Here is a 19,909-nt window from a genome sequence, read left to right as displayed (position 1 = left end):
ATAAATGTGACCAAAGTCAAAAAAGAAACCGGCAGAAAACTATCCTGCCGGTCAGTACTTTCCTGCTGCCGGGAATCCGCCAAGATGCAGCAGCGGGATATTCATTAGTTATAAAAAACCTTTCTAAACTATGAAAAAAAACCGATACCGAAAAAACCGGGCATCGCTTTGCTTGCTCATGAGAATTTCTTTGGCCCAGCTTATCTTTTCAATCGTTTTTTCCAGTCTCACCTACGCGGCGCACGTCAGCAAGGCGCAGGAGGTATTGGAACGAAACGTAACGCTCCACGCCGACAAGGTGGAACTGGCGACGGTGCTCGACCAACTGGAGCAGAAAGCGAACGTAAAATTTGTTTACAGCAATAAGGCAATCCGCGCCGAGCGTCCGGTCGCTATCCACGTTGTCAACCAGAAACTGTCGGCCGCATTGCAAACGCTGCTGGCACCACTCCAGATTTCCTACCAGGTTACGCCCTCGGGCCGCATATTGCTCAAAGCCAGCAAGGAACTGCAAACCAAAAGCGCCGGGCAACTCACCATTCAAATGAGGGACATGCTCGCGCAGCTGCTCAAAGGCAAGGTGAGCGACGAGAACGGCGACGGCCTCCCGGGCGTGAGTGTACGCCTGAAAGGAACCCAGCTTGGTACCCTGACGGACGCTGCCGGCAACTTCCAATTTGAAGTGAACCATACAGAAACAGTGCTGGTATTCAGTTTCGTAGGCTATAAAACGCAGGAAATCGCTGTGGGCGACCGGGCGGTAATCAATGTTTCAATGGCGCCCGACGATAAATCGCTCAACGAAGTGGTGGTGATCGGTTATGGAAGCTCGCGGAAACAGGATGTAGTCGGCTCTGTGGATATCGTATCTTCAAAAGACGCCGGTGCTACCACGGCTACCAATCCTTCGCAACTGCTGATCGGAAAATCGGCTGGCGTACAGGTTTTGCAATCGAACGGAACACCGGGCTCCGACGCCCAGATCCTTATCCGCGGTACAGGTTCCTTTACCGGCGTCGATCCGCTTTACGTCATCGATGGTATCCAGGGCAGTAAAACGATGTTCAACACGCTGGCGACCCAGGATATTGAAAATATCACAATCCTCAAAGACGCCTCATCCACCGCCATTTATGGCTCCGCAGCTGCCAACGGCGTGGTGATCATTACTACCCGGAGAGGTAAATCGGGCGCGCCGCGCATCAACTTCAACACCCAATGGGGCGTTGCCAAGGCCTGGAAGACGCTGGATTTGCTCAATGCATCACAGTATATTGATCTTCTGAGAGACTTCGCGGCAACAACCAATTCGGCCCTGCCCGAAAAATTCAACACCTCGGAGGTCACCACAGACCGTACCGATTGGCAGAAAGAAATATTCAGATCGGGGCTTGTCTCACAAAACGACCTGAATATCAGCGGCGGCGGCGAAAAAGTAGCTTATAATTTCTCTCTCGGTTATATCAAACAACAGGCCATTGTCAAGAACTTCACCAACAGCAGGCTGAATGCCCGGTTTGCGCTGGACGAAACCCTCGGCCGGTTTCATTTGGGACAAAGCCTGAATATCCGGTATACCAAAGACGACGGCCAGCTGGCGAGCATTTCCGACGCGGTTTACTACGCCCCCTATAAACCTATTTATGACCCGGCTATTCCCGGCGGTTATTCCAATACCACCAACGTGGACGATTTCAGTAATGGGAACAACCCGCTCGCGGCCATTAACCTAAACCATCCCGTCAACACCGGCTTCGTGTTCTTCCCGCAGGTTTTTGCCGAAGTGGATATCATTGCCGGCTTACGGTTCCGCACCCAGCTTTCCGCCGAAATCGGTGGCGGCAAGAACCGCAGCTACCAATATGGCTACACCGGGGGCAATAACCTGACCAATCCGCAACAGGCAACGCTGGGTTTCAGCAACTACTCTTTTTATACGCTTGAAAACTACTTTTCCTATAATAAGGTATTTGGAAAACACAGTGTTTCTGCAACGCTCGGTAACAGCTATCTCGACCCTGGAAATTCATCCGGCCTGAATGCGACCGGTACGAAAATCCCGAACGACGCCATTCAGAACATCAGCGTGGCCCAGTCGCAGGCAGTTACCGGTTCTAATTATGGCTATGCGCGCTCTTCGGTTATCTCCTATTTTGCACGTTTAGGCTATACTTTCGACAACAAATACATTCTCACGGGAAGTTTCCGCCGCGACGGTGCCTCGAACTTCGGTGCCAACAACCGTTTCGGGAATTTCTATGGTCTGGGTGTTGCATGGCGCTTCGTCGATGAAGCTTTCATTGAAAACAATCTGAACTTCCTGAGTGACGGAAAGTTGCGTTTCGGGCTTGGCAGGACGGGTAACAACACGATCCCGACCACAGGCGTGACGTCGGTACTTACTTATAGCGGTAGCCCTAATGGTAACCTGGTGTATTCGCTGGGCACAAACGAAGGATTCAGCCCGGGTACCACCATCAATACATTATCCAACCCGAATATCCGCTGGGAGTCGACCGACCAGACCGACATTGGTTTAGATCTCGGCTTTCTCAGCAACAGGCTGAGCATTACCGTCGACTGGTATAACCGCAAAAGCTCCGGCCTGCTCGTGAGTGTACCGGTTTCCGGAAGTACGGGAGCATCGGCCAGCGGCGGGCAACCCAGCAAATATGCCAATGCAGCCAGCGCGCAAAACAAGGGCGTTGAGTTCTCGGTAGGCTACCGCGACCAGGCACGGGGAGGTTTCCAGTACAATGTGAGCGCGAATTTGGCATACAACAAGAACATTGTCAATTCGCTCGGAAGCGAATTTGCCGCTCCTATTCAGGCCGGGGCATTTAGTAACCTCCCTACCTTCACCTATACGGCCGCAGGGTCGGCGATCGGGTCGTTCTTTGGTTATGAACTATCTCACGTAGCCAAAGATCAGGCCGAAATCGATGCTTTGAATGCGAAAGCGGCGGAACAGGCGGGCGATGCGACTACCAAATACCAGGCAGGTTTGCTGCCGGGCGACTTTATTTTCAAAGACCTCGACGGAGACGGGAAAGTGACCTCCACGGATCAGAAGATCCTCGGTAACCCTATTCCCAAAATTGTCTATGGTTTCAATGCGGGTGCGAGCTACAAAGGCTTCGATCTGAACGTGGTAGTTTCAGGTGTTTCGGGTCTGAAAATATTGAATGCCTTCAAATTCGTGACAGAAAATGAATCGACCGGGCATAATGCTTCTACCGAAATCCTGAAAAGATGGCGCAAGCCCGGCGATGTGGCTGAACTCCCGCGTGCAGGACAGAGCGCGACGGGCGACGGTAACCTGCGCCCCTCCGACTGGTGGCTCGAAAACGGCGCCTATTTGCGTCTACGCAACGTCACATTAGGCTATACCCTGCCTCAGAACCTGATTGAAGGTATTGGCGGCGGCAAGGTATTTAAAAGTATCCGGGTGTATGCGGCGGCACAAAACCTTCTGACTTTCACCAAATACAAAGGCTACGACCCAGAGGTAAGCACGCAGAACGGCGGCAGCTACATCTTCTCGCGCGGTATCGACGACCGCCAGCAGTTGCCGCAGCCGAGGACATTACTTTGTGGTCTGCAGCTTGGGTTTTAATGGTTAGGAGAAAACTTACTTGAAGTGAACATGAAAAAGATCATATATTTTCTGACAGGACTAATCGCTGCTTTTCAGCTGGCCGGATGTGATGAATCCAAACTGGAACTGGAAAGCCAGAGCGCCTACGATTACAACACCTATTTTAAATCGTCTGAGGGGCTCAACCAGGCGGTCATCGCAACCTATGCTACATTACTGCACAACGGACTCTGGGCACGCGAGTATTACTTTATTTTCGATATGCTCGGCTATGAAGCCAAGAAGACAACCAACCTGCAGGGCGACATGGCGCAACTCGCCGACTACTCGTTCGGTACCAGCCAGGCGCAGATCGGCCAACTTTGGAACAGCCTCTACCGGCTGATCCTCCGGTCGAATGTGGTAATCGACCGAGCCGGAGTATGGAACCCCGCGGCACCGGCCGACCAGCAGGCCGCGAAACAGTACATTGCCGAAGCACGGTTTTTACGCTCGTATGCCTATTTCAACATTGTCAACCTGTGGGGCAAGGCACCGCTGATCACCGCTTACGACAGCACCGTGGCGAACAATTACCCTTCGCGTGCTTCCACGGAAGCGATCTGGGCGACGATCGAAAGCGATCTCAAACTGGCGGCAGCCGACTTACCAGTATCTTATGACGCCGCAACGGGACTCGGCAGGGCTACCAAAGGGGCGGCAGTGGCTTTGCTCGGAAAATCCTATTTGTACCAGAAAAAGTGGGCGCAGGCGGAAACCACGCTGGCACAACTGACTACCGCGCCTTTCACATATTCGCTGGACCCGTCGTACGAGAACCTGTTCAGCTCGACGAACCAGAGCAGTCCTGAAAACATTTTCCAGATCATGAATGCGAAATGGACCGACTGGGGAATTGGCAACCAGTACTACGTTTTCGGCGGGCAGGAAACATGGGGCGGCAAGGCCACCCATTCCGACCGTGCGCAGGAATATGGTTTCAAAGACTGGTTTAATGTTTACATTTCGACTACTACCGTCAAATCGTTTCAATATGCCAACCCGGCTACCGGCGCCAATTACGTGGACCCGCGTGCGAAGTTTACATTTTATGGCAGCAAGGAAAGTGGCGGCGACACCCAGTATTGCCAGAAATGCGCCGGCGGACCGATCGATTTCCCGTTCAAAGCCGACGATCCCCAGGGATATTATGTTTGGAAAAAATACCAGTACTATAATGAAGTCGCTTCTTATGGAGGACCGCAAAGCTCCATTAACGGGCAGGTGATCCGCTTTGCCGACGTATTGCTGATGCTTGCCGAAGCGCAGATCCAGCAGGGAAAAACCGGTGCCGACCCGCTGGCGCTGATCAACCAGGTACGGAAACGCTCGGGCGCCGTCGCTTACACTGCATTGGGCGCACAGGCGGACGCGCTGAAAATCCTCATGCGTGAACGCCAGGTAGAACTTTGCGGCGAGCAAAGCCGGTATTTCGACCTGATCCGCTGGGGAATTGCCAAGCAGACGATCAACGCGCAACGCGCGGCTGAACCGGGAGATGGCAAGCAACCTTTCCAGGACAAAAACGTACTTTTTCCGATACCTGACGTGGAAAAGAATTACAATCCAAATGTGGCCAAAGACATAGCAAACGCCTGGAATTAACCGGCAAACGTCTGGATTACCTTAAAACGGGCCGCCCGGGGACTTAACTCCAGGCAGCCCGTTTCCTTATCCCGCATTCTTAGTATCGTCCCCAGGGAGTAACTTTACAGGCATTTTTTGTCAAACTACTATTAATAAGAAATAGAAGTAGATTGATAAATGAAATGCTTTCTAAAATTGGGTTACAAATTCTAGGTAACAGGAAACATTTTTTTTAACCTAGAATCTATCAAATTATGGCAACCTTCACAATCAATTTTGTTAACAATTCCAGCTCATCAGGTAGCTTTTGCGTCTTCCAGCAAAATCACAACAGTCCCAATCCGGATGTTTTCCCTTTGGCATGGCGTGTGGAATCGGCCGCTCCGCATACGCAATTGGCCATATCATGGAATACCGACCTCTATTTCTTCTGGGCCAAAACCGGCGAGCTAAGGCCGGGTGTCATTTTTTATCCGGGAGAAAATGCTCCCACCGATCTGACCGGTAGAAATCAAATAACACTCATCAAAGAAGAACGTGATTACAAATTTGCAAATCAACAGGATTGGCACCAGCAGGGTTCTCTGTGCATTATTTCCGCCAATACCACTGCGATCCGCCAGGCCAGCGTAGGTATTGGGATGTCCGGCGTACCTACCGTTGCAGTACAGGCGCAACCCAATATGAATTTCGTATTCACTCCGCGCTTTGAATACTGGATTACATTCGGAAATCTTAAACAAGGCCAGGTACTGGACCCGTCGGAGATCAACAGTCCGGTGAAGATTGAATTCCCCTACGGTATTTTTTCAATGAATGCTACGCTTAATGCGGATAACACCTGGACGATAACACAGGGAATAGATTAAGTGGGAGCTTTTTTTTACCAAAAAGGGGGATGCCGGCTTGTATCCCCTTTTTGATATTTCCCATCACGCGACGATTGCCCCGGTCATTCCGGCTTCCGCACCGACATGGTGTCGTAACGGGTAACGGTAAAAATATCGATGGCTTTGCTATCCGGTTTGAAGGACGACCGGTAGTTCAGGATCGTTCCGGGTTTCCAGTCAGGTATTTTACTTTCCTGCACATTGGGCCCGACTAGTATGGATTTCGTCTTTGAGTCAGTGGCAATGTATTTCAGCTCGGTATTGATGTTTACCGTGTCGGGTGTATTCCAGCTTACCTGCAACATCTTCAGGGTCGAGTCATAAGAAGCCGTGCTGATGGTGCGGTTGAGCAGGCCATTTTCATAATTCGCCCCGAATGTCCTGCCGTTGAAACGCAGCGGCACCGACCGGTTCCCTTTTGCATCGAGCGAGTACATCTCAAAGTTGTACGACCCTTCTGCCAACGGATCGATCATGATCCTGACCGTGTCGCCGATGAGGTCCGAAGGCACGGCCGCTTCCAGGGAGTCGGCCTTGTTGTTCCAGTAAAGTTTATAACCGGTCACGCGCGGGTCCGCACTAAGGACCCACAGCAATTGCGTCCTGTTTCTTCCCGACGCTACCAATACGGTATCGCCCCGCCCGGGGTAGACGATCTCCCCGCCTGCCTGGTATTTTTTGAAATCGTCCCAATCGGTACAAGAGGCCGACGCGAAAAGAAGCACCAGTAGTCCTGCGATTTTATGTTTGATAACCATCATATCTCAGTTTTAAATTATTTGGTATCGCCCCAGAAGGTGAGTTCGGTAAAATGGACAAACTTGGTGTCGGACCAGTTCTGATGGATCTGCATGCGGATATAGCGCACTTTGGGTGCCGAAAGCGGAAACACGAACTCCTCCCCGGCCGACATATAGGCAATATCGTCGCCGGTATTCACGCCATAAGGGCTCCCCGACGGCTTGATCGATTCACAATCCATGAGCTTGGTCCAGCCGTTGAAACTTCCGTCCGGATTAGGTGCTTTTTCGCTGCCCCACATCGTCCATTTACGGGGATTACCGTGTTTATAAAACCAGTCGCCCTGTCGTTGCCACAGCCTGAACCGGCTTAGTTTTGCCGCGGTTCCCAGGTCGAATGTGAAGTGGATCGGCATATCGCGGTCGGAAAGCGGGATGGTGTGGAAGCCGGGTTCCGACACAAGATCGTCCCACAAAAACGGTAGCTGCCAGCCGTAACCGCTCTCTTCGTCTGTCGGCAGCACATATTCGCGGAAGCGGGTTTTATCCAGTTTCTTTTCAAAAAATGGTTTTACTTCCTTGTAAACTGTATCGGAGTAATTGTTCCAGCGGTCGCGCACATATACCCCGAACTTCCTGCTGAGCGTATCAAATCCCCGGGCGGCAAATGAGCCGCCTTTGACCTGCGTGTACAGCGTCTCGACCGGGATGTAATCCCCATTGTTGTCTGCCGTGATCACTACGATCGCCAGCTTGGCTTCGGATGGGTTATTGAAAGCAACATTCAGTCCGCCGAAGTCGACACCCAGTTGCAGGGAGTTGAAAACGGTCTGGACGGGCGGCTCCTGGGGCGCGATCCTGACCTTGACAGGCTCCGATTTATTGTCGCTTTTATCGACCGAATATAAGGTTACCTCATAATCACCGCCGGCAGAGAAGCCCTCGACAGTCAGTTTATTGGTGTAGTGCGATGCCTTCGCTTCGCTCATCTTACCCGTGGTTTTGTTGATCGCATACTCGGCCACCACATATTGCAGGTCTTCATCTTTCGGGAGCGAATAGGTGATGGTAGCGCCGCCGGCAAAATTGACTACCGAGGTATTGGTCACCACGCCGGGCTTCTCGGTGTCCGCGCCCAGGGGTTTGCGGATGTCGTCGGCATCCGTACAGGAGCTCAGCAATGCGAGCGCCCACACGATTGATAATAATATCGTTATCTTTTTCATAGACAGCAGTGTTTACCAGCCTGGGTTTTGGACAAGGTTCGGGTTGACGATCAGGGAGTTCTCGGAGATTGGCCAGAAATAGTCTTTCAGACTAAAACTACTCGTGTAAATCGGCTTGACCCGGTAGTAGTTGACCGCCTCGCGCTGGGCAATATCCCAGCCATTCACCGACCTTTGCAGATAATTTTCCGCTACTTTCCACCTCCGCAGGTCCCAGAACCTCTTTCCCTCGAAAACCAGTTCGATCAACCTTTCGCGCTGGATAATCTCGCGCAAACCTTCTTTGCTGCTGAATTTGGAGGGTTTATTAGAGTATTTGGTCCACGATTCCACTACTCCCTTCAAGCCCGCCCGCGTCCGGACCTTATCGATCCAGGCATACACTTCTGCGGATGGTCCCTGCGACTCGTTCAATGCTTCCGCGTACAACAGGTACAGGTCCGCGAGGCGCATGATCGGAAAGGGATAGCCTTCCACGTTGTATTGCTGTGCGGGGTCGTTGATGGTGTTGTTATAATTGGCCAGTTTCTTGGGCCAGTAGCCCGTCACAGAATACAGCGAAGCACCTTGTCTGCCACCTGTTTGTCCGAGTTTTCCTTCGAGTACCCAGGTATTGTCGTCGTCGTTTTTGCCCTGCCCGAACCAAATCCCCCCGTCGAAACCCAGGTCGGCATAAAACCGGGGTTCGCGATCGAAATTGAGCTGTACCGTCGTGTAGCCTTCCCGGATATAGTACCGTTCGCTTTGCAATGCCTTCCGCAACGCAGTAAAACGGGTCCCATACTTGTAGCTCTTGTCCTCTTCTATCGGCACGCCATTGTTGCTGTAGAACATTTCGGCGATGTGGATCGGCGGGGCGAGCATAGAACCAATGCTTTCATTGGGGATCGTGCCGGTAAACGGGCTGAGCCGGGCCTGCGCCAATGATTGAAAACCCCGGCTGCCGCCACCCGTAGAATTGGAAGCACCCCAGATGAGCTCCACGTTCCATTTGTCGGTTACCGCCGCCCGGATCGACATCAGGCGCTGGGTAGTATCCGAAACCTTCGTGGTTACCGAACGGGGCACAAATTCATAAAGCCTGTGCCCGTTTGCTTCGCAGGCGGTGATCGCCTCCCGACAAGCCTGAGCGGCCCGCTGCCATTTTTCGGGGCTAGCCGTATTGCTGAACAGCGGTTCATTATCCTTATTCCTGAAATTGGCGTAGTTCTGGTTGCCATTATAAAGCGGGCTGGCGGCCGTGGTGAGTATCTCGGCCTTGATCGCCAGCGCAATGGGCCTGGTAATACGCCCCAGTTCGGAAAATTCATTAGGTAAAACCACCGGAAGATCCTGCGCAGCTTCGTCGATCAGTTCTACGGTATAGTTGAAAACCGAATCCACATGTTGCCTTTTTACTTTTACCTCTTCCACCGACGCTGAAATAGGAAGGTTCTTTTTGATGATCGGGATCGGGCCGTACATCCTGGCCAGGTAATAATGGTAATAGGCTTTCAGGAATTTCACCTCGGCCACCCAACGTTTCTTTTCAAATTCGGTGAGGTCGCGGACTTTGTCGATGTTTTCCAGAAAGATATTGCATTCGCGGAGCGCCTGGAAATATTTGCTGTCCCAAAAGTTGGCGATAGGCGAAACGATGTTCTGCTCACCTCTTGCGATCCGGTAGAGGTTACCATTGATATTTCCGAGTACCGGGTACACGGTCGCGAATTCGTCGCCCGTCATAAAACCGGGATCGGCGCCTTCGTTGCCGAATTGCGGCAGGTTGTTGTAGCAGGTAAAAAGGTACTTTTCCGCATCCGCACGCATTTTAAATGCATTATCGATCGTCGCTACGTTATCCGGGACAATATCGAGGTATTGCCGGCAGCCCGCGGTAATCAGGACAAGTAAGGCCGTAAGGCAAAAACTGGTGTACAGTAATTTCATAATATGATGCTTAGAAATTCATATTCAAACCGATATTGAAAACCTTCTGGACCGGGTAGCCCAGGCCATTTCCGCCCATTTCGGGATCCCACAATTTAAACTTGCTGAATGTCAGTAAATTCGTCCCGTTGAAGTAGATCCGAAAATTGGTCACTTTCAGATTTTCCAGAAAACGGCCCTTGACGGTGTACCCCGCTTCCAGCGTTTTCAGGCGTATAAATGAGCCGTCGCGCATGAACCATGTGCTTCGCTGTGAATTGTTTTCGTTCGCAACTGTCGACATCCGGGGCCAGACTGCATAAATGTCGCCGTTCTCCTCCGACCAGTGGCTGTCCGCAAATGCTTTTAACAAAGCATTCTCACCGATCAGGTTTGCTGGAAACAGATTACCATCCCCGTTATTATCTTTATTATAATTGATAAAAGGGGCCGAAGCGACCGGGTTGATGAAAAAGGACTCCCGACCCAGCCCCTGGAAGAAAAGCGAAAGGTCAAACTGTCCGTGGCCCGCGGACAAACCGAAGCCGTAGGTGATTTCGGGCGTTTCCGGGTGGCCTATCGCGACAAAGTCCGCATTGGTAATCTGGCCATCACGATTAATATCCCGGTATTTAATATCGCCGGCGCCATACACCCCGAAGTTCTGACGGGGAGAATTTTTCACATCGTTCTCATCAATGAAAAGCCGTTCGGCGATCAGTCCCCTGGGCTGGTTGATAGACTGCCCAACCCGCGACAGGTAACGGTCTTTGTAGTCCGGCTCTTCAAAAATGGAGTACACGGTCCTTGCCATTGTCAGGTTTCCTCTTGCAACCAGCCAGGCGCCATTTTTGAAATTCTGGTTAAAATCCACCGCCAGGTCAAACCCTTTTGATTTTGCCTCCCCCACATTGGCCGAAGGCGTGACGGCGAGTCCCATTGTGGTAGGGATCGAAGCACGTTCCATGAGGATATTGGCACGTCTCTGCTTGTAGATTTCGGCGATCACATTCAGTTTCTGAAGAATGGAAAATTCAAGTCCCAAATTGGTCTGATAGGAGGTCTCCCAGGTAATATCCTTGTTCTCATACCGGCTGATCGACACGCCGTTACGGGTGTAGCTCGAATTATACCCGAAAGATGCCCCCCTCGAGGAATTATTCAGGTTAACCTCCGAAAGAAAGAAGAAACGCTGATCGGGCCTTCCGATGGCATCGTTGCCCACGAGACCGTACGAGCTGCGGATTTTCAGTTTGTTCACAATGCGCTCCATCGGCTTCCAGAAATCCTCGTTCGATATGACCCAGGCACCGCCGATGGTCGGAAAAAAACCGAACTGCTTCGACTTGTGAAACCGTTCCGAGCCGTTATAACCGAAGTTGAACTCGGCGAAATACCGGTTATCGAACGAGTAGGACAATCGTCCGGAAATGCCCGTATTCCTGCTGGGAAGCGATTGTTGCAAGGATTGTACCTGCCCCACACTCGAATTGTCCTTCAGGCTCTGCTGCAATGTCGTCACCATCGTCGCATTCACCGAATGCACCTCGCGGAAAACCCTCGAATAATCCAGCGTACCCTGCAAGTAAAGGAAACTTTCCAGGTTTTTGGCCCCCGGATTGTAGTTCAGGTATTCCGTGGCGGGCTCACTGAAAAATTCGTTGCTAGCCTGTTGATTAAGCCAGTTGAGCGTGTAGGTGTCCGCCTGCTTGTCGTACGAGGCGGCGTGGTAGAAGTAGGGATTATAGGCTCTTGTGACGTCGAAATACGACGACCGGTTGATATTCGCCATACCCCTTATGCTAAGTCCTTTTGTGACAAAGTCAAGTTTCTGGGCCAGTTCCAGCTGCGTCAGCATTTTGGACCTTGAATATTGTTTGTATCCTTTCACCATATCCGCGTAAGGGTTCAGGTATTGTCCGAGATCGAAATTCCCGAACAGAATATGGTCTGTGGCCTCGTTGGCTTTGTCGGGAGCGTAATAGGCGGGATAGGACGTGGGACTGGTTTTCAGCGCCTTCTGGTAGATACCCGAGCCGCCGTCGATAGGTCCGTTGTAATCATCGAAATTTCCGTATAACCGTACAATCAGCTGCGTTTGCGGGCTCAGATTGATATTGACATTGGAGCGGACCGAGTAGCTGTTGAGCTTGACGTTATTGTTGAAGTTATTCATCTTATCCACTTTCAACATTCCATTGTCATTGCTGAACGAGGTCGCCACATAATACTGGGCCACCTCTCCGCCGCCCGATACGCTCAGGTTCCCGCGGCGGTTCTGAGTATATTTTTTAAACAGGACATCGCGCCAGTCTGTCGAAGGATAGATGTAGGGATTGTTGCCCTTGCCGGTGTTTTCGATCTGGTTTTGAGGGTATTTGATCGCCGCGAGCGGATCGCGCGTCAGCTGGGCCTCATTATACAATTTCATGTAGGTGATCGGATCGGCCAGCTCCACGTTCTGGGTCGGCATGGAAACAGAGTTTTCCACCCGAAAGTTGATCTTCGCTTTTCCCGCTTTCCCCTGCTTGGTGGTCACATACACAACCCCGTTCGCCCCCCTGGCTCCGTACAAGGCCGTCGCACTGGCGTCTTTCAGGATCGAAAAGCTTTCAATATCATCGGGTTGCAGCCGGGCAAGGTCGGTCACGGTGAGTTCTACGTTGTCGACCAATATCAGAGGCGAATTATTGTACCCGAATGTGGTAATGCCGCGTATAAAAAATGTGGCATTGTCGACACCCGGCTCGCCGCTCCGCTGGTAACCGATCACGCCCGAGAGCCGGCCCGCGATGGCGGTCGTGAGGTTACTGGAAGGGATTTTCAGCTCACCCGGACGGATCGTCGTCACCGCGCCCACCACCGCCTCTTTGCGCTGCTTCTGTCCGTAGGCCGTCACTACCACTTCTTCCAGTGCTTTGTTATCGACTTTCAGCACGACATTCATAATCGATTGGGCGCCTACCTGCCGCTCTTCGGAAATATAGCCTACAAAGGAAAAGATCAGCACCGCGTCGTTATCCGGAATGGCAAGGCGGTAGGTGCCGTCCGCCTCGGAAGTCGTTCCTTTTTGCGTCCCTTTCAATACCACGCTTACTCCTGGCAGCCCTTCCCCCTTTTCATCGGTGATTTTTCCGGCGATCTGCTTTTCCATCAATGGTTCCGCCACATTGCCGGGCAGCATGCCGGTTGGCCCTTTTCCCTCATCGGGTGCCCTGGAAAGAATGATCTGATTGCTTTTCACCACCTGGTACATGATGTTCCTCGGCGAAAGCACACGTTTCAGAAGATCTTCCAGCAATTCATTCTTTGCTTCCAGGTTGATTTTCTCGTCGGTGGCAATCACTTGCTTTTGATACGAGAAGGAAAGGTCCCCCTGCTCTTCGATATTTTTCAGGACCGTCTTTAACGATGCATTCCTAACGCTAATTGATATACGTTGTTTGAGCAACTCCTGCGAGTACGTGGGTGACGCGTAGCTTAGTCCCGCTGCGAGCGCGAGCGCGAACCCGGCAATGAACAGTTGCCTCATCGTCGTGCACAGGAACTGAAAAACCTTTTTTTCATTCGTAAAAATGCCCATACCTGTTTTGATTTTCATTTTTGAATAAACATCCCGGTCCGCCGGGTGCGGCAAACTGTCCTCGATGGCGCATTTTTCCTAGGTAGCCAATCTGTTTTCCATATTTGAATTAAGTTAGGTGACAATCGCAATGAGGCCATTGCAAAAAAATAGACATAGCAATCCTCTACCGGACCACCGGTGTAAGCAACGGAACATGCTTGCAAAATGAATAGCACCGGAAACATCCGGCCGCTCTATTTATACAGGTACAGGTCCCGAAAAAAACTAACCCTTGTGATGAAATTATTTTTTGTTTTTTTATCAATTATCCGGAAAAGTGGCAGTCAGAGAAAGGTATCACCATCATCAGTAACAGCCTTTCGAATCGATCACGATCTGCGCGTCGATTTCTTTATAGGTTCCGCCGATCGTCCGGCAAATGACATCCAGGTTATCATACAGCGACTCATTGCGAATAGAGGTCGAAATAATGCATTTGGACAGCAACTCATGGTCGCAGAGGATCTGTACCCCGTATATCTTTTCAATTTCCGCAAAAACCTCAGTGGCCGGAACTTCATCGAACCTGGTCTTTTTCGTCTCGGCAATCGGAGCGATAGGCAATGGTTCTTCAACGAGGTTTTTGACCAGCACTTCACTGTCGCGGTTAAATGTCCCTTTTTGATTGGGCAATAATACCAATCCGGTCGTTTCAGGATCGTCCGTCTGGATACGGCTCTGCCTGTACACCGACACCCGCCCGGTCCTGACGTGCACGGTCACATCCTGACTGTTTTCAAATGCCCTGATCTCGAAACTCGTTCCCAGTACCTTCGTCACGGTCTCATTGGCATAAACCAGGAATGGCCGTGAAGGGTCTTTGGTTACATTAAAAAATGCCTCTCCACTGAGGAAAACCTCCCGTTTTTGCTTTTGAAAATGCGCCGGGTAGCTCAGCTTGCTATTTTTGCCCAAAGTAATAATCGTGCCGTCTTCGAGCCGTAGCTCCATGGCCGCATTGCCCTGGTTTTGCTTTTCAATAAGCTGATTTTCCACTTTGGCATGGGTAAGCAGCTCTTTATAGGTAACGCGTTTGCCGTCGTTGCGCATGATTTGGAAAACGCCTAATGTGCCAATAAGCGCCACACCCGCTGCGATCAGCAGCAATTTGAACATTTTCCGCTCCTGCTTGACATGTATCGGCAGTTCTTCCCGGCTCTCTGCGGTCGATTCGATCCTTGCCCAAAGCTTTTGCTGGTCCATCAAAGGAACTACCTCCTCCTCGGCCCGGTGCAATGCCAGCACGATCTTCGATGCTTTTTCCACGAGCTCCTTTTTGCCCGGATCAGACCGGAGAATTGCCTCCCATAATAGTGCATCTTCGTCTCGCAGCACCCAGCTTATGAAAGAGTCATTGCCTAAAAGATCCTCGATATTTAAACTTTCATCATTCATGGTCAGGGATAAATGGTACGCGCACAACTAAGAGGTACAACTATGGTTAAAAACTAACCTATCTTCCGGCAATTTTCTCAAAATCATTTTACACCATCCACGCGTGCATTTCGCCCATAGGCACCAACAGCGAGATAATCGTCAGTTCACCAAGCCGTGTACGGAGCACGGCATAGGCTTTGTAGAGCAGATTACTCACGCCTTGTTTGGATAAACCCATCAGCTCTGAAATTTCATCAAGGCTCATTCCGTGGTAAAAACGGAGGTTAATGACCTCTTTCTGCCGGTCCGAAAGACTCTCGACCGCCTGGCGCACGCGCTGCGTGCGTACCTCTGCGCCCTCGGAGTCGATATGCTGCTGCTCACTGGACAGCGCGACCAGGTAGTCGAGGAATCCGTCGATATCCTCGGCTTGCTCGAAGATATTGTTTCTGCCGTTGCGCGAAAGCCGGTTACGCAATGCCCGGAAGAGGTAAAACCGGATGTTATCCGCATCGTTAAGATGCTCTTTTCTCCGCCAAAGGTCAATAAAAAGGTCGTGAATGGCATCTTCGAGCAACTGCCTGTCGGGCGTCAGCCGGTGGCCGTAGCTGGTCAGACTTCTAACATGGCGTTGGTATAGCGACTGAAAAGCCTGCATATCCCCTTGCCTGAAACGATGCCAGATAAGCAGTTCACCACTCAAATCTGATTCAGCTCTCGTAAAAGTAGACATCCCGGTTGATCTCCGTTGGATAAATGATGTGAAGTTTTTTGACAAAGAAAAGGATTTCGCGATAACCTGCTTTATTTCGTTGCAAAAAATATTGAAAATATACAAAACAGCAACGATTGAACTTTACCGCATCCGCTCAAAACGACTCGTCGTTGATCAACGTCATCTCAAATTTGGAAGAATACAAATGGATGATCGGGATATAAGGTGCTGCGTATAAACTTTATTTTATTTCTTTGTATTAATTGGTTACATTTTGAATCGCCAACCGTCTTAGCCAGTTGAAATCGATCAACAAGTACTGCAAATTCATTTGGGTCTTCTTGCTTACCACCTCCTGTTTACCGGGCGGGCGCGAAGTGGCTGGCATATGGCACACCGAATTGGAGACGGTCCCCGGATTAAAAAGCGCCCTGGATATCCAACTGAGCCAGGATATCACGGGTAAATGGAGCGGACGGTTCGAGATACCGGAACTGATGGCCGCTAGCCAGTTACAAGCTGTGAATGTGCAAGATTCAATGATCGAGCTGAATCTGGGAGGCGGTGCAGCATTTAAAGGGTCGCTTTATGACGACAAAAAGACCATCAAAGGTGTGCTGAATATCCCCAACCAAAAGCCTGAAAATCTGACTTTTACCAAAGTTCCGCACTGGTCGGCGCAGGTACCCGCCAGGGCAGGCAAAAACGGGCAGCCGGTCAAAAGCTGGATATACCAGCCTCCAATAGTAACGGGCGATGGGTGGCCGGTGAGACCTTTACGCAAGTCCGTGGCAGATTCGGAACCACTGAACGAGTTGTTCGAGCAAACTCTGCTGGGCAAATTCCATGGTCTCGACGCCTTCCTGGTGGCACAGCATGGAGAGCTGATCCTCGAAGAATACTTTTACCTGGGCGGCCGGGAGCGGCTGCACAGCATTCAGTCGGCTACAAAAAGTGTAACCTCACTTCTGTTTGGCATCGCGCGCGAACAGGGACTGATCAAAAATCTGGACGAGCCGTTGAAAAGCTATTTTCCGCAATACTCCGATTCTGCCCCGACAAATGCTTCATCCCCGACATTGCGGCATGCGCTAACGATGTCCGCGGCCCTGGATTGGAAGGAGGACATTCCCTATTCCAACCCCGAGAATGACGCTGTGCGGATGAATCAGAGCAGCGATCTTTACAAATATGTTTTGTCTAAAAAACCCGACCCTGTGGATAAGCCGGGAAGCAGGTTCGAATACAACAGCGGCCTTTCCATCCTTCTGGGCGGCGTGTTGTTGCATACGACTGGAAAACCGGCAGATAATTACGCCAAAGAAACACTTTTCCAAGCTCTGGGAATAAATCACTTCGCCTGGACCAGCATAGGCGGTAAAATTCACACCGGCGGCGGGCTTTTCCTCAGGCCGAGGGACTTGTTGAAAATCGGGCAGATGGTGCTTGACAGCGGGAGATGGAACGGCCGGCAGGTTGTTTCGAAAACCTGGATCAGGGAGAGCACGGCATTTATCCTTCCGACGAACCAGGGAAATAAGGATTTCGGCTATGGCTACCAGTGGTGGCGCGGAACCGCCAGGACCCCTACCGGAGCGTTCCCGGTTATTTATGCGGCTGGTTATGGAGGGCAAATGCTGTACATCGTCCCGGATCTCGACCTGGTGGTACTCACACTTCATCACAATCCCACGGACAATGACGGCTCCCACAGCATTACGTGGAAGAAAGTAGAGAGCATTGTTATTCCCGCATTTAGCTGATATTTTGTAAACAATCAACCCGAACCAGTGATGTTTCGCAATTATTTCAAGATAGCCTGGCGTAACCTTGCCGGGAACAAGACGTACTCGGCAGTCAATATCGGCGGACTTGCGGTTGGAATGATGGTCGCCATGCTGATTGGCCTGTGGATCTACGACGAATTCTCTTACAACAAATACCATCAACACTACGACCGGATCGCACGGGTAATGCAGCAGCAAACGCTCGACGGGGAGGTTAATACCGGCAACAATGTTCCTGCGCCATTGTTCAGGGAGTTGCAAACCAACTTCGGGGATGATTTAGAGCGTGTAGTAATTACCTCCTGGCTCCAAAGGCACGCACTGGCCTACAATGGTTCGAGTTTTACAAAACCAGGTAACTTCATGTCGGCAGGTGCGGCAGAAATGCTTTCCCTCAAAATGGTCAGCGGAAGTGCTTCCGGGCTGAAAGATCCTGCCACGGTCCTGCTTTCCCAATCGACGGCAAAAGCGATTTTCAAGCATTCCGACCCGATAGATAAGATGCTGAAAATCAATAAAAACCTGGATGTGAGGGTGACCGGAGTTTACGAAGACATTCCTTATAACTCAGAGTTTCACGAACTGGCGTTCATAGCCCCATTCGATCTGTTTGTTTCTTCTACCGAATGGGTGAAGGAGGCGGTGGAAAATAATGAATGGCAAAACAGCTCCTTTCAGATCCTCGTACAGCTTTCGAAAAACAGCGATGTAAATGCAGTTTCAGACAAAATCAGGGATATCAAACTTAGAAAAACCGGCAAAGATGAGTTGAAATTCAAGCCCCAAATCCTGCTGCATCCCATGAGTCGCTGGCACTTGCATTCCGAATGGCTGAATGGCAGCAATGTGGGTGGGCGCATTGAATTTGTATGGCTTTTTGGCACCATTGGCGTATTTGTACTGCTGCTGGCATGCATTAATTTCATGAACCTTAGCACGGCACGCTCAGGAAAACGCGCCAGGGAGGTCGGCATCCGTAAAGCGATCGGCTCGATGCAACGCCAATTGGTCGGCCAGTTTTTCAGTGAATCGTTCCTGGTTGTACTGCTTGCCTTCGTGATCTCGCTGGTGCTGGCCCGCTTGGCTTTGCCGGCCTTCAATGAAATTGCCGACAAGCAAATGCAGATTCCCTGGCAGGACCCGATCTTTCTGGTCAGCGTAATCGCTTTCGCACTTCTCACGGGATTCATTGCCGGCTCCTACCCCGCTTTTTACCTGTCTTCCTTTCAACCCATCAAGGCGCTGAAAGGTAAATGGAGCACTTTGGGGCTTCGTGCGGCACTGCCCCGAAAAATCCTCGTCGTCCTTCAATTCACGGTTTCAGTGATGCTGATGATCGGGACCGTGGTTGTTTACAAGCAAATCCTGCATGCGAAAAACCGCCCTATCGGCTACGACAGGCGGGGCCTGGTGACTATGCTCGTTAATAACAAGGACATTCATACCCATTTTGATGCTGTGCTCGATGATCTTGTTAAAACCGGGAGCGTGACCTCGTTAGCAGAATCGGCGTCCCCGCCTACGGAGGTTTTTTCGGCCAATGTAGGTTTCGACTGGAAAGGGAAAGATCCCGGCCTGCACTCCGAGTTTGCGACGATTGGCATTTCGCATGACTTTGGAAAAACAGTCGGATGGGAGTTCATCGGAGGGCGTGATTTTACCAGGAGCCTGTCTTCGGATTCTGCCGGGTTTGTGGTCAATGAGTCGGCGGTTAAGTTTATGGGCCTTGGGAAACGGGATTTCAATGATGCCATTGGAGAAACTGTAACCTGGGATGGAAGGCGTTTCAGAATTATTGGCGTAATTAAAGATATGGTGATGGAATCTCCTTATGATCCCGTCAAAAAGTCTATATTTTTCATCCATCCAAAGGCCGGCAGATTCATGACGGCGCGACTTAACCCCGGATCCAACGCCGCCACAGCGCTGAAAAACATTGAAACTACTTTCAAAAAATACAGTCCGGATTCACCGTTCAGTTTCCAGTTTGCGGATCAGGAATATGCGCTAAAATTCGCTGCCGAAGAACGGATCAGCAGGCTGGCCGCCATATTTACAGGTCTGGCGACCTTCATCAGTTGCCTGGGACTTTTCGGAATGGCATCGTTCATTGCAGAACAACGGACGAAAGAGATTGGGATCCGCAAAGTGCTGGGAGCATCCGTTAGTAGTCTATGGCAACTTCTTTCAGGTGATTTCATCATGCTGGTGGCCGTTTCTTGCCTGCTGGCAACACCCATCGCCTGGTATATGATGGATCGCTGGCTCGAAAAATATGCCTATCACACCCAAATCTCCTGGTGGATCTTCATGACCGCGAGCTTGGGAACGCTGGCAATCACGCTTATTACAGTAAGCTATCAGGCTATTCGCGCGGCACTACTCGATCCCGTGAAAAGCTTGCGTACGGAATAGGA

General features: G+C 50.9%; 11 protein-coding genes. 5 read left to right on the top strand and 6 right to left on the bottom strand.

All coding sequences use genetic code 11. The annotated features are described in order from the left end of the window. The first annotated feature begins 130 nt into the window (after window positions 1–130). The 3 genes from AAHB90_RS04260 (at window position 131) to AAHB90_RS04250 (ending at window position 6,093) form a co-directional block, all read left to right on the top strand. Window positions 131–3,616, top strand: coding sequence for a SusC/RagA family TonB-linked outer membrane protein (locus tag AAHB90_RS04260; RefSeq protein WP_342083665.1), 3,486 nt, complete (start codon window positions 131–133; stop codon window positions 3,614–3,616). A gap of 30 nt (window positions 3,617–3,646) precedes the next feature. Then, window positions 3,647–5,242, top strand: coding sequence for a RagB/SusD family nutrient uptake outer membrane protein (locus AAHB90_RS04255; protein ID WP_342083664.1), 1,596 nt, complete (start codon window positions 3,647–3,649; stop codon window positions 5,240–5,242). Between the two features lie 236 nt (window positions 5,243–5,478). Further along, window positions 5,479–6,093 (top strand): hypothetical protein, encoded by a 615-nt coding sequence (locus tag AAHB90_RS04250; RefSeq protein WP_342083663.1) that lies wholly within the window; start codon window positions 5,479–5,481, stop codon window positions 6,091–6,093. Window positions 6,094–6,176: 83 nt separating this feature from the next. On the opposite strand, the gene AAHB90_RS04245 is transcribed toward AAHB90_RS04250, so the two are convergent. The 6 genes from AAHB90_RS04245 to AAHB90_RS04220 all read right to left on the bottom strand — a co-directional run bounded on the left by AAHB90_RS04245 (window position 6,177) and on the right by AAHB90_RS04220 (window position 15,723). Continuing rightward, window positions 6,177–6,875 (bottom strand): DUF4998 domain-containing protein, encoded by a 699-nt coding sequence (locus AAHB90_RS04245; RefSeq protein ID WP_342083662.1) that lies wholly within the window; start codon window positions 6,873–6,875, stop codon window positions 6,177–6,179. A 14-nt stretch (window positions 6,876–6,889) separates the two neighbouring features. Continuing rightward, the gene (locus tag AAHB90_RS04240) at window positions 6,890–8,080 is read right to left on the bottom strand and encodes a DUF5000 domain-containing lipoprotein (protein ID WP_342083661.1); all 1,191 of its coding nucleotides are present in this window, start codon (window positions 8,078–8,080) and stop codon (window positions 6,890–6,892) included. 12 nt (window positions 8,081–8,092) lie between these two features. Beyond that, the gene (locus AAHB90_RS04235) at window positions 8,093–10,009 is read right to left on the bottom strand and encodes a RagB/SusD family nutrient uptake outer membrane protein (RefSeq protein ID WP_342083660.1); all 1,917 of its coding nucleotides are present in this window, start codon (window positions 10,007–10,009) and stop codon (window positions 8,093–8,095) included. Between the two features lie 10 nt (window positions 10,010–10,019). After that, complete coding sequence (locus tag AAHB90_RS04230) at window positions 10,020–13,589, bottom strand: SusC/RagA family TonB-linked outer membrane protein (protein ID WP_342083659.1); 3,570 nt, start codon at window positions 13,587–13,589, stop codon at window positions 10,020–10,022. Between the two features lie 330 nt (window positions 13,590–13,919). Further along, window positions 13,920–15,008 carry a FecR family protein gene (locus tag AAHB90_RS04225; protein ID WP_342083658.1) on the bottom strand — a complete coding sequence of 363 codons (1,089 nt, stop codon included), beginning with the start codon at window positions 15,006–15,008 and terminating at the stop codon, window positions 13,920–13,922. An 88-nt stretch (window positions 15,009–15,096) separates the two neighbouring features. Further along, complete coding sequence (locus AAHB90_RS04220) at window positions 15,097–15,723, bottom strand: RNA polymerase sigma factor (RefSeq protein ID WP_342083657.1); 627 nt, start codon at window positions 15,721–15,723, stop codon at window positions 15,097–15,099. Between the two features lie 281 nt (window positions 15,724–16,004). Here AAHB90_RS04220 and AAHB90_RS04215 point away from each other — a divergent pair, with 281 nt between their 5' ends. Beyond that, window positions 16,005–17,468 (top strand): serine hydrolase domain-containing protein, encoded by a 1,464-nt coding sequence (locus AAHB90_RS04215; protein ID WP_342083656.1) that lies wholly within the window; start codon window positions 16,005–16,007, stop codon window positions 17,466–17,468. A 30-nt stretch (window positions 17,469–17,498) separates the two neighbouring features. Beyond that, entirely contained in the window at window positions 17,499–19,907 is a 2,409-nt protein-coding gene (locus tag AAHB90_RS04210; RefSeq protein ID WP_342083655.1) for an ABC transporter permease, read from the top strand. Window positions 19,908–19,909 lie beyond the last annotated feature (2 nt).

It is taken from the genome of Dyadobacter sp. OTU695 (genome assembly GCF_038440355.1).
Classification (GTDB): domain Bacteria; phylum Bacteroidota; class Bacteroidia; order Cytophagales; family Spirosomataceae; genus Dyadobacter.
Note: the sequence above shows the minus strand (reverse complement) of the source record. Positions and strands in the feature narration are given on the sequence as shown.

What these genes read in the sequence shown, in the direction of transcription:
- AAHB90_RS04260 (WP_342083665.1), top strand. Translation starts at nt 131, where the DNA reads ATGAAAAAAAACCGATACCGAAAAAACCGGGCATCGCTTTGCTTGCTC.
- AAHB90_RS04255 (WP_342083664.1), top strand. Translation starts at nt 3,647, where the DNA reads ATGAAAAAGATCATATATTTTCTGACAGGACTAATCGCTGCTTTTCAG.
- AAHB90_RS04250 (WP_342083663.1), top strand. Translation starts at nt 5,479, where the DNA reads ATGGCAACCTTCACAATCAATTTTGTTAACAATTCCAGCTCATCAGGT.
- AAHB90_RS04245 (WP_342083662.1), bottom strand. Translation starts at nt 6,875, where the DNA reads ATGATGGTTATCAAACATAAAATCGCAGGACTACTGGTGCTTCTTTTC.
- AAHB90_RS04240 (WP_342083661.1), bottom strand. Translation starts at nt 8,080, where the DNA reads ATGAAAAAGATAACGATATTATTATCAATCGTGTGGGCGCTCGCATTG.
- AAHB90_RS04235 (WP_342083660.1), bottom strand. Translation starts at nt 10,009, where the DNA reads ATGAAATTACTGTACACCAGTTTTTGCCTTACGGCCTTACTTGTCCTG.
- AAHB90_RS04230 (WP_342083659.1), bottom strand. Translation starts at nt 13,589, where the DNA reads ATGAAAATCAAAACAGGTATGGGCATTTTTACGAATGAAAAAAAGGTT.
- AAHB90_RS04225 (WP_342083658.1), bottom strand. Translation starts at nt 15,008, where the DNA reads ATGAATGATGAAAGTTTAAATATCGAGGATCTTTTAGGCAATGACTCT.
- AAHB90_RS04220 (WP_342083657.1), bottom strand. Translation starts at nt 15,723, where the DNA reads ATGTCTACTTTTACGAGAGCTGAATCAGATTTGAGTGGTGAACTGCTT.
- AAHB90_RS04210 (WP_342083655.1), top strand. Translation starts at nt 17,499, where the DNA reads ATGTTTCGCAATTATTTCAAGATAGCCTGGCGTAACCTTGCCGGGAAC.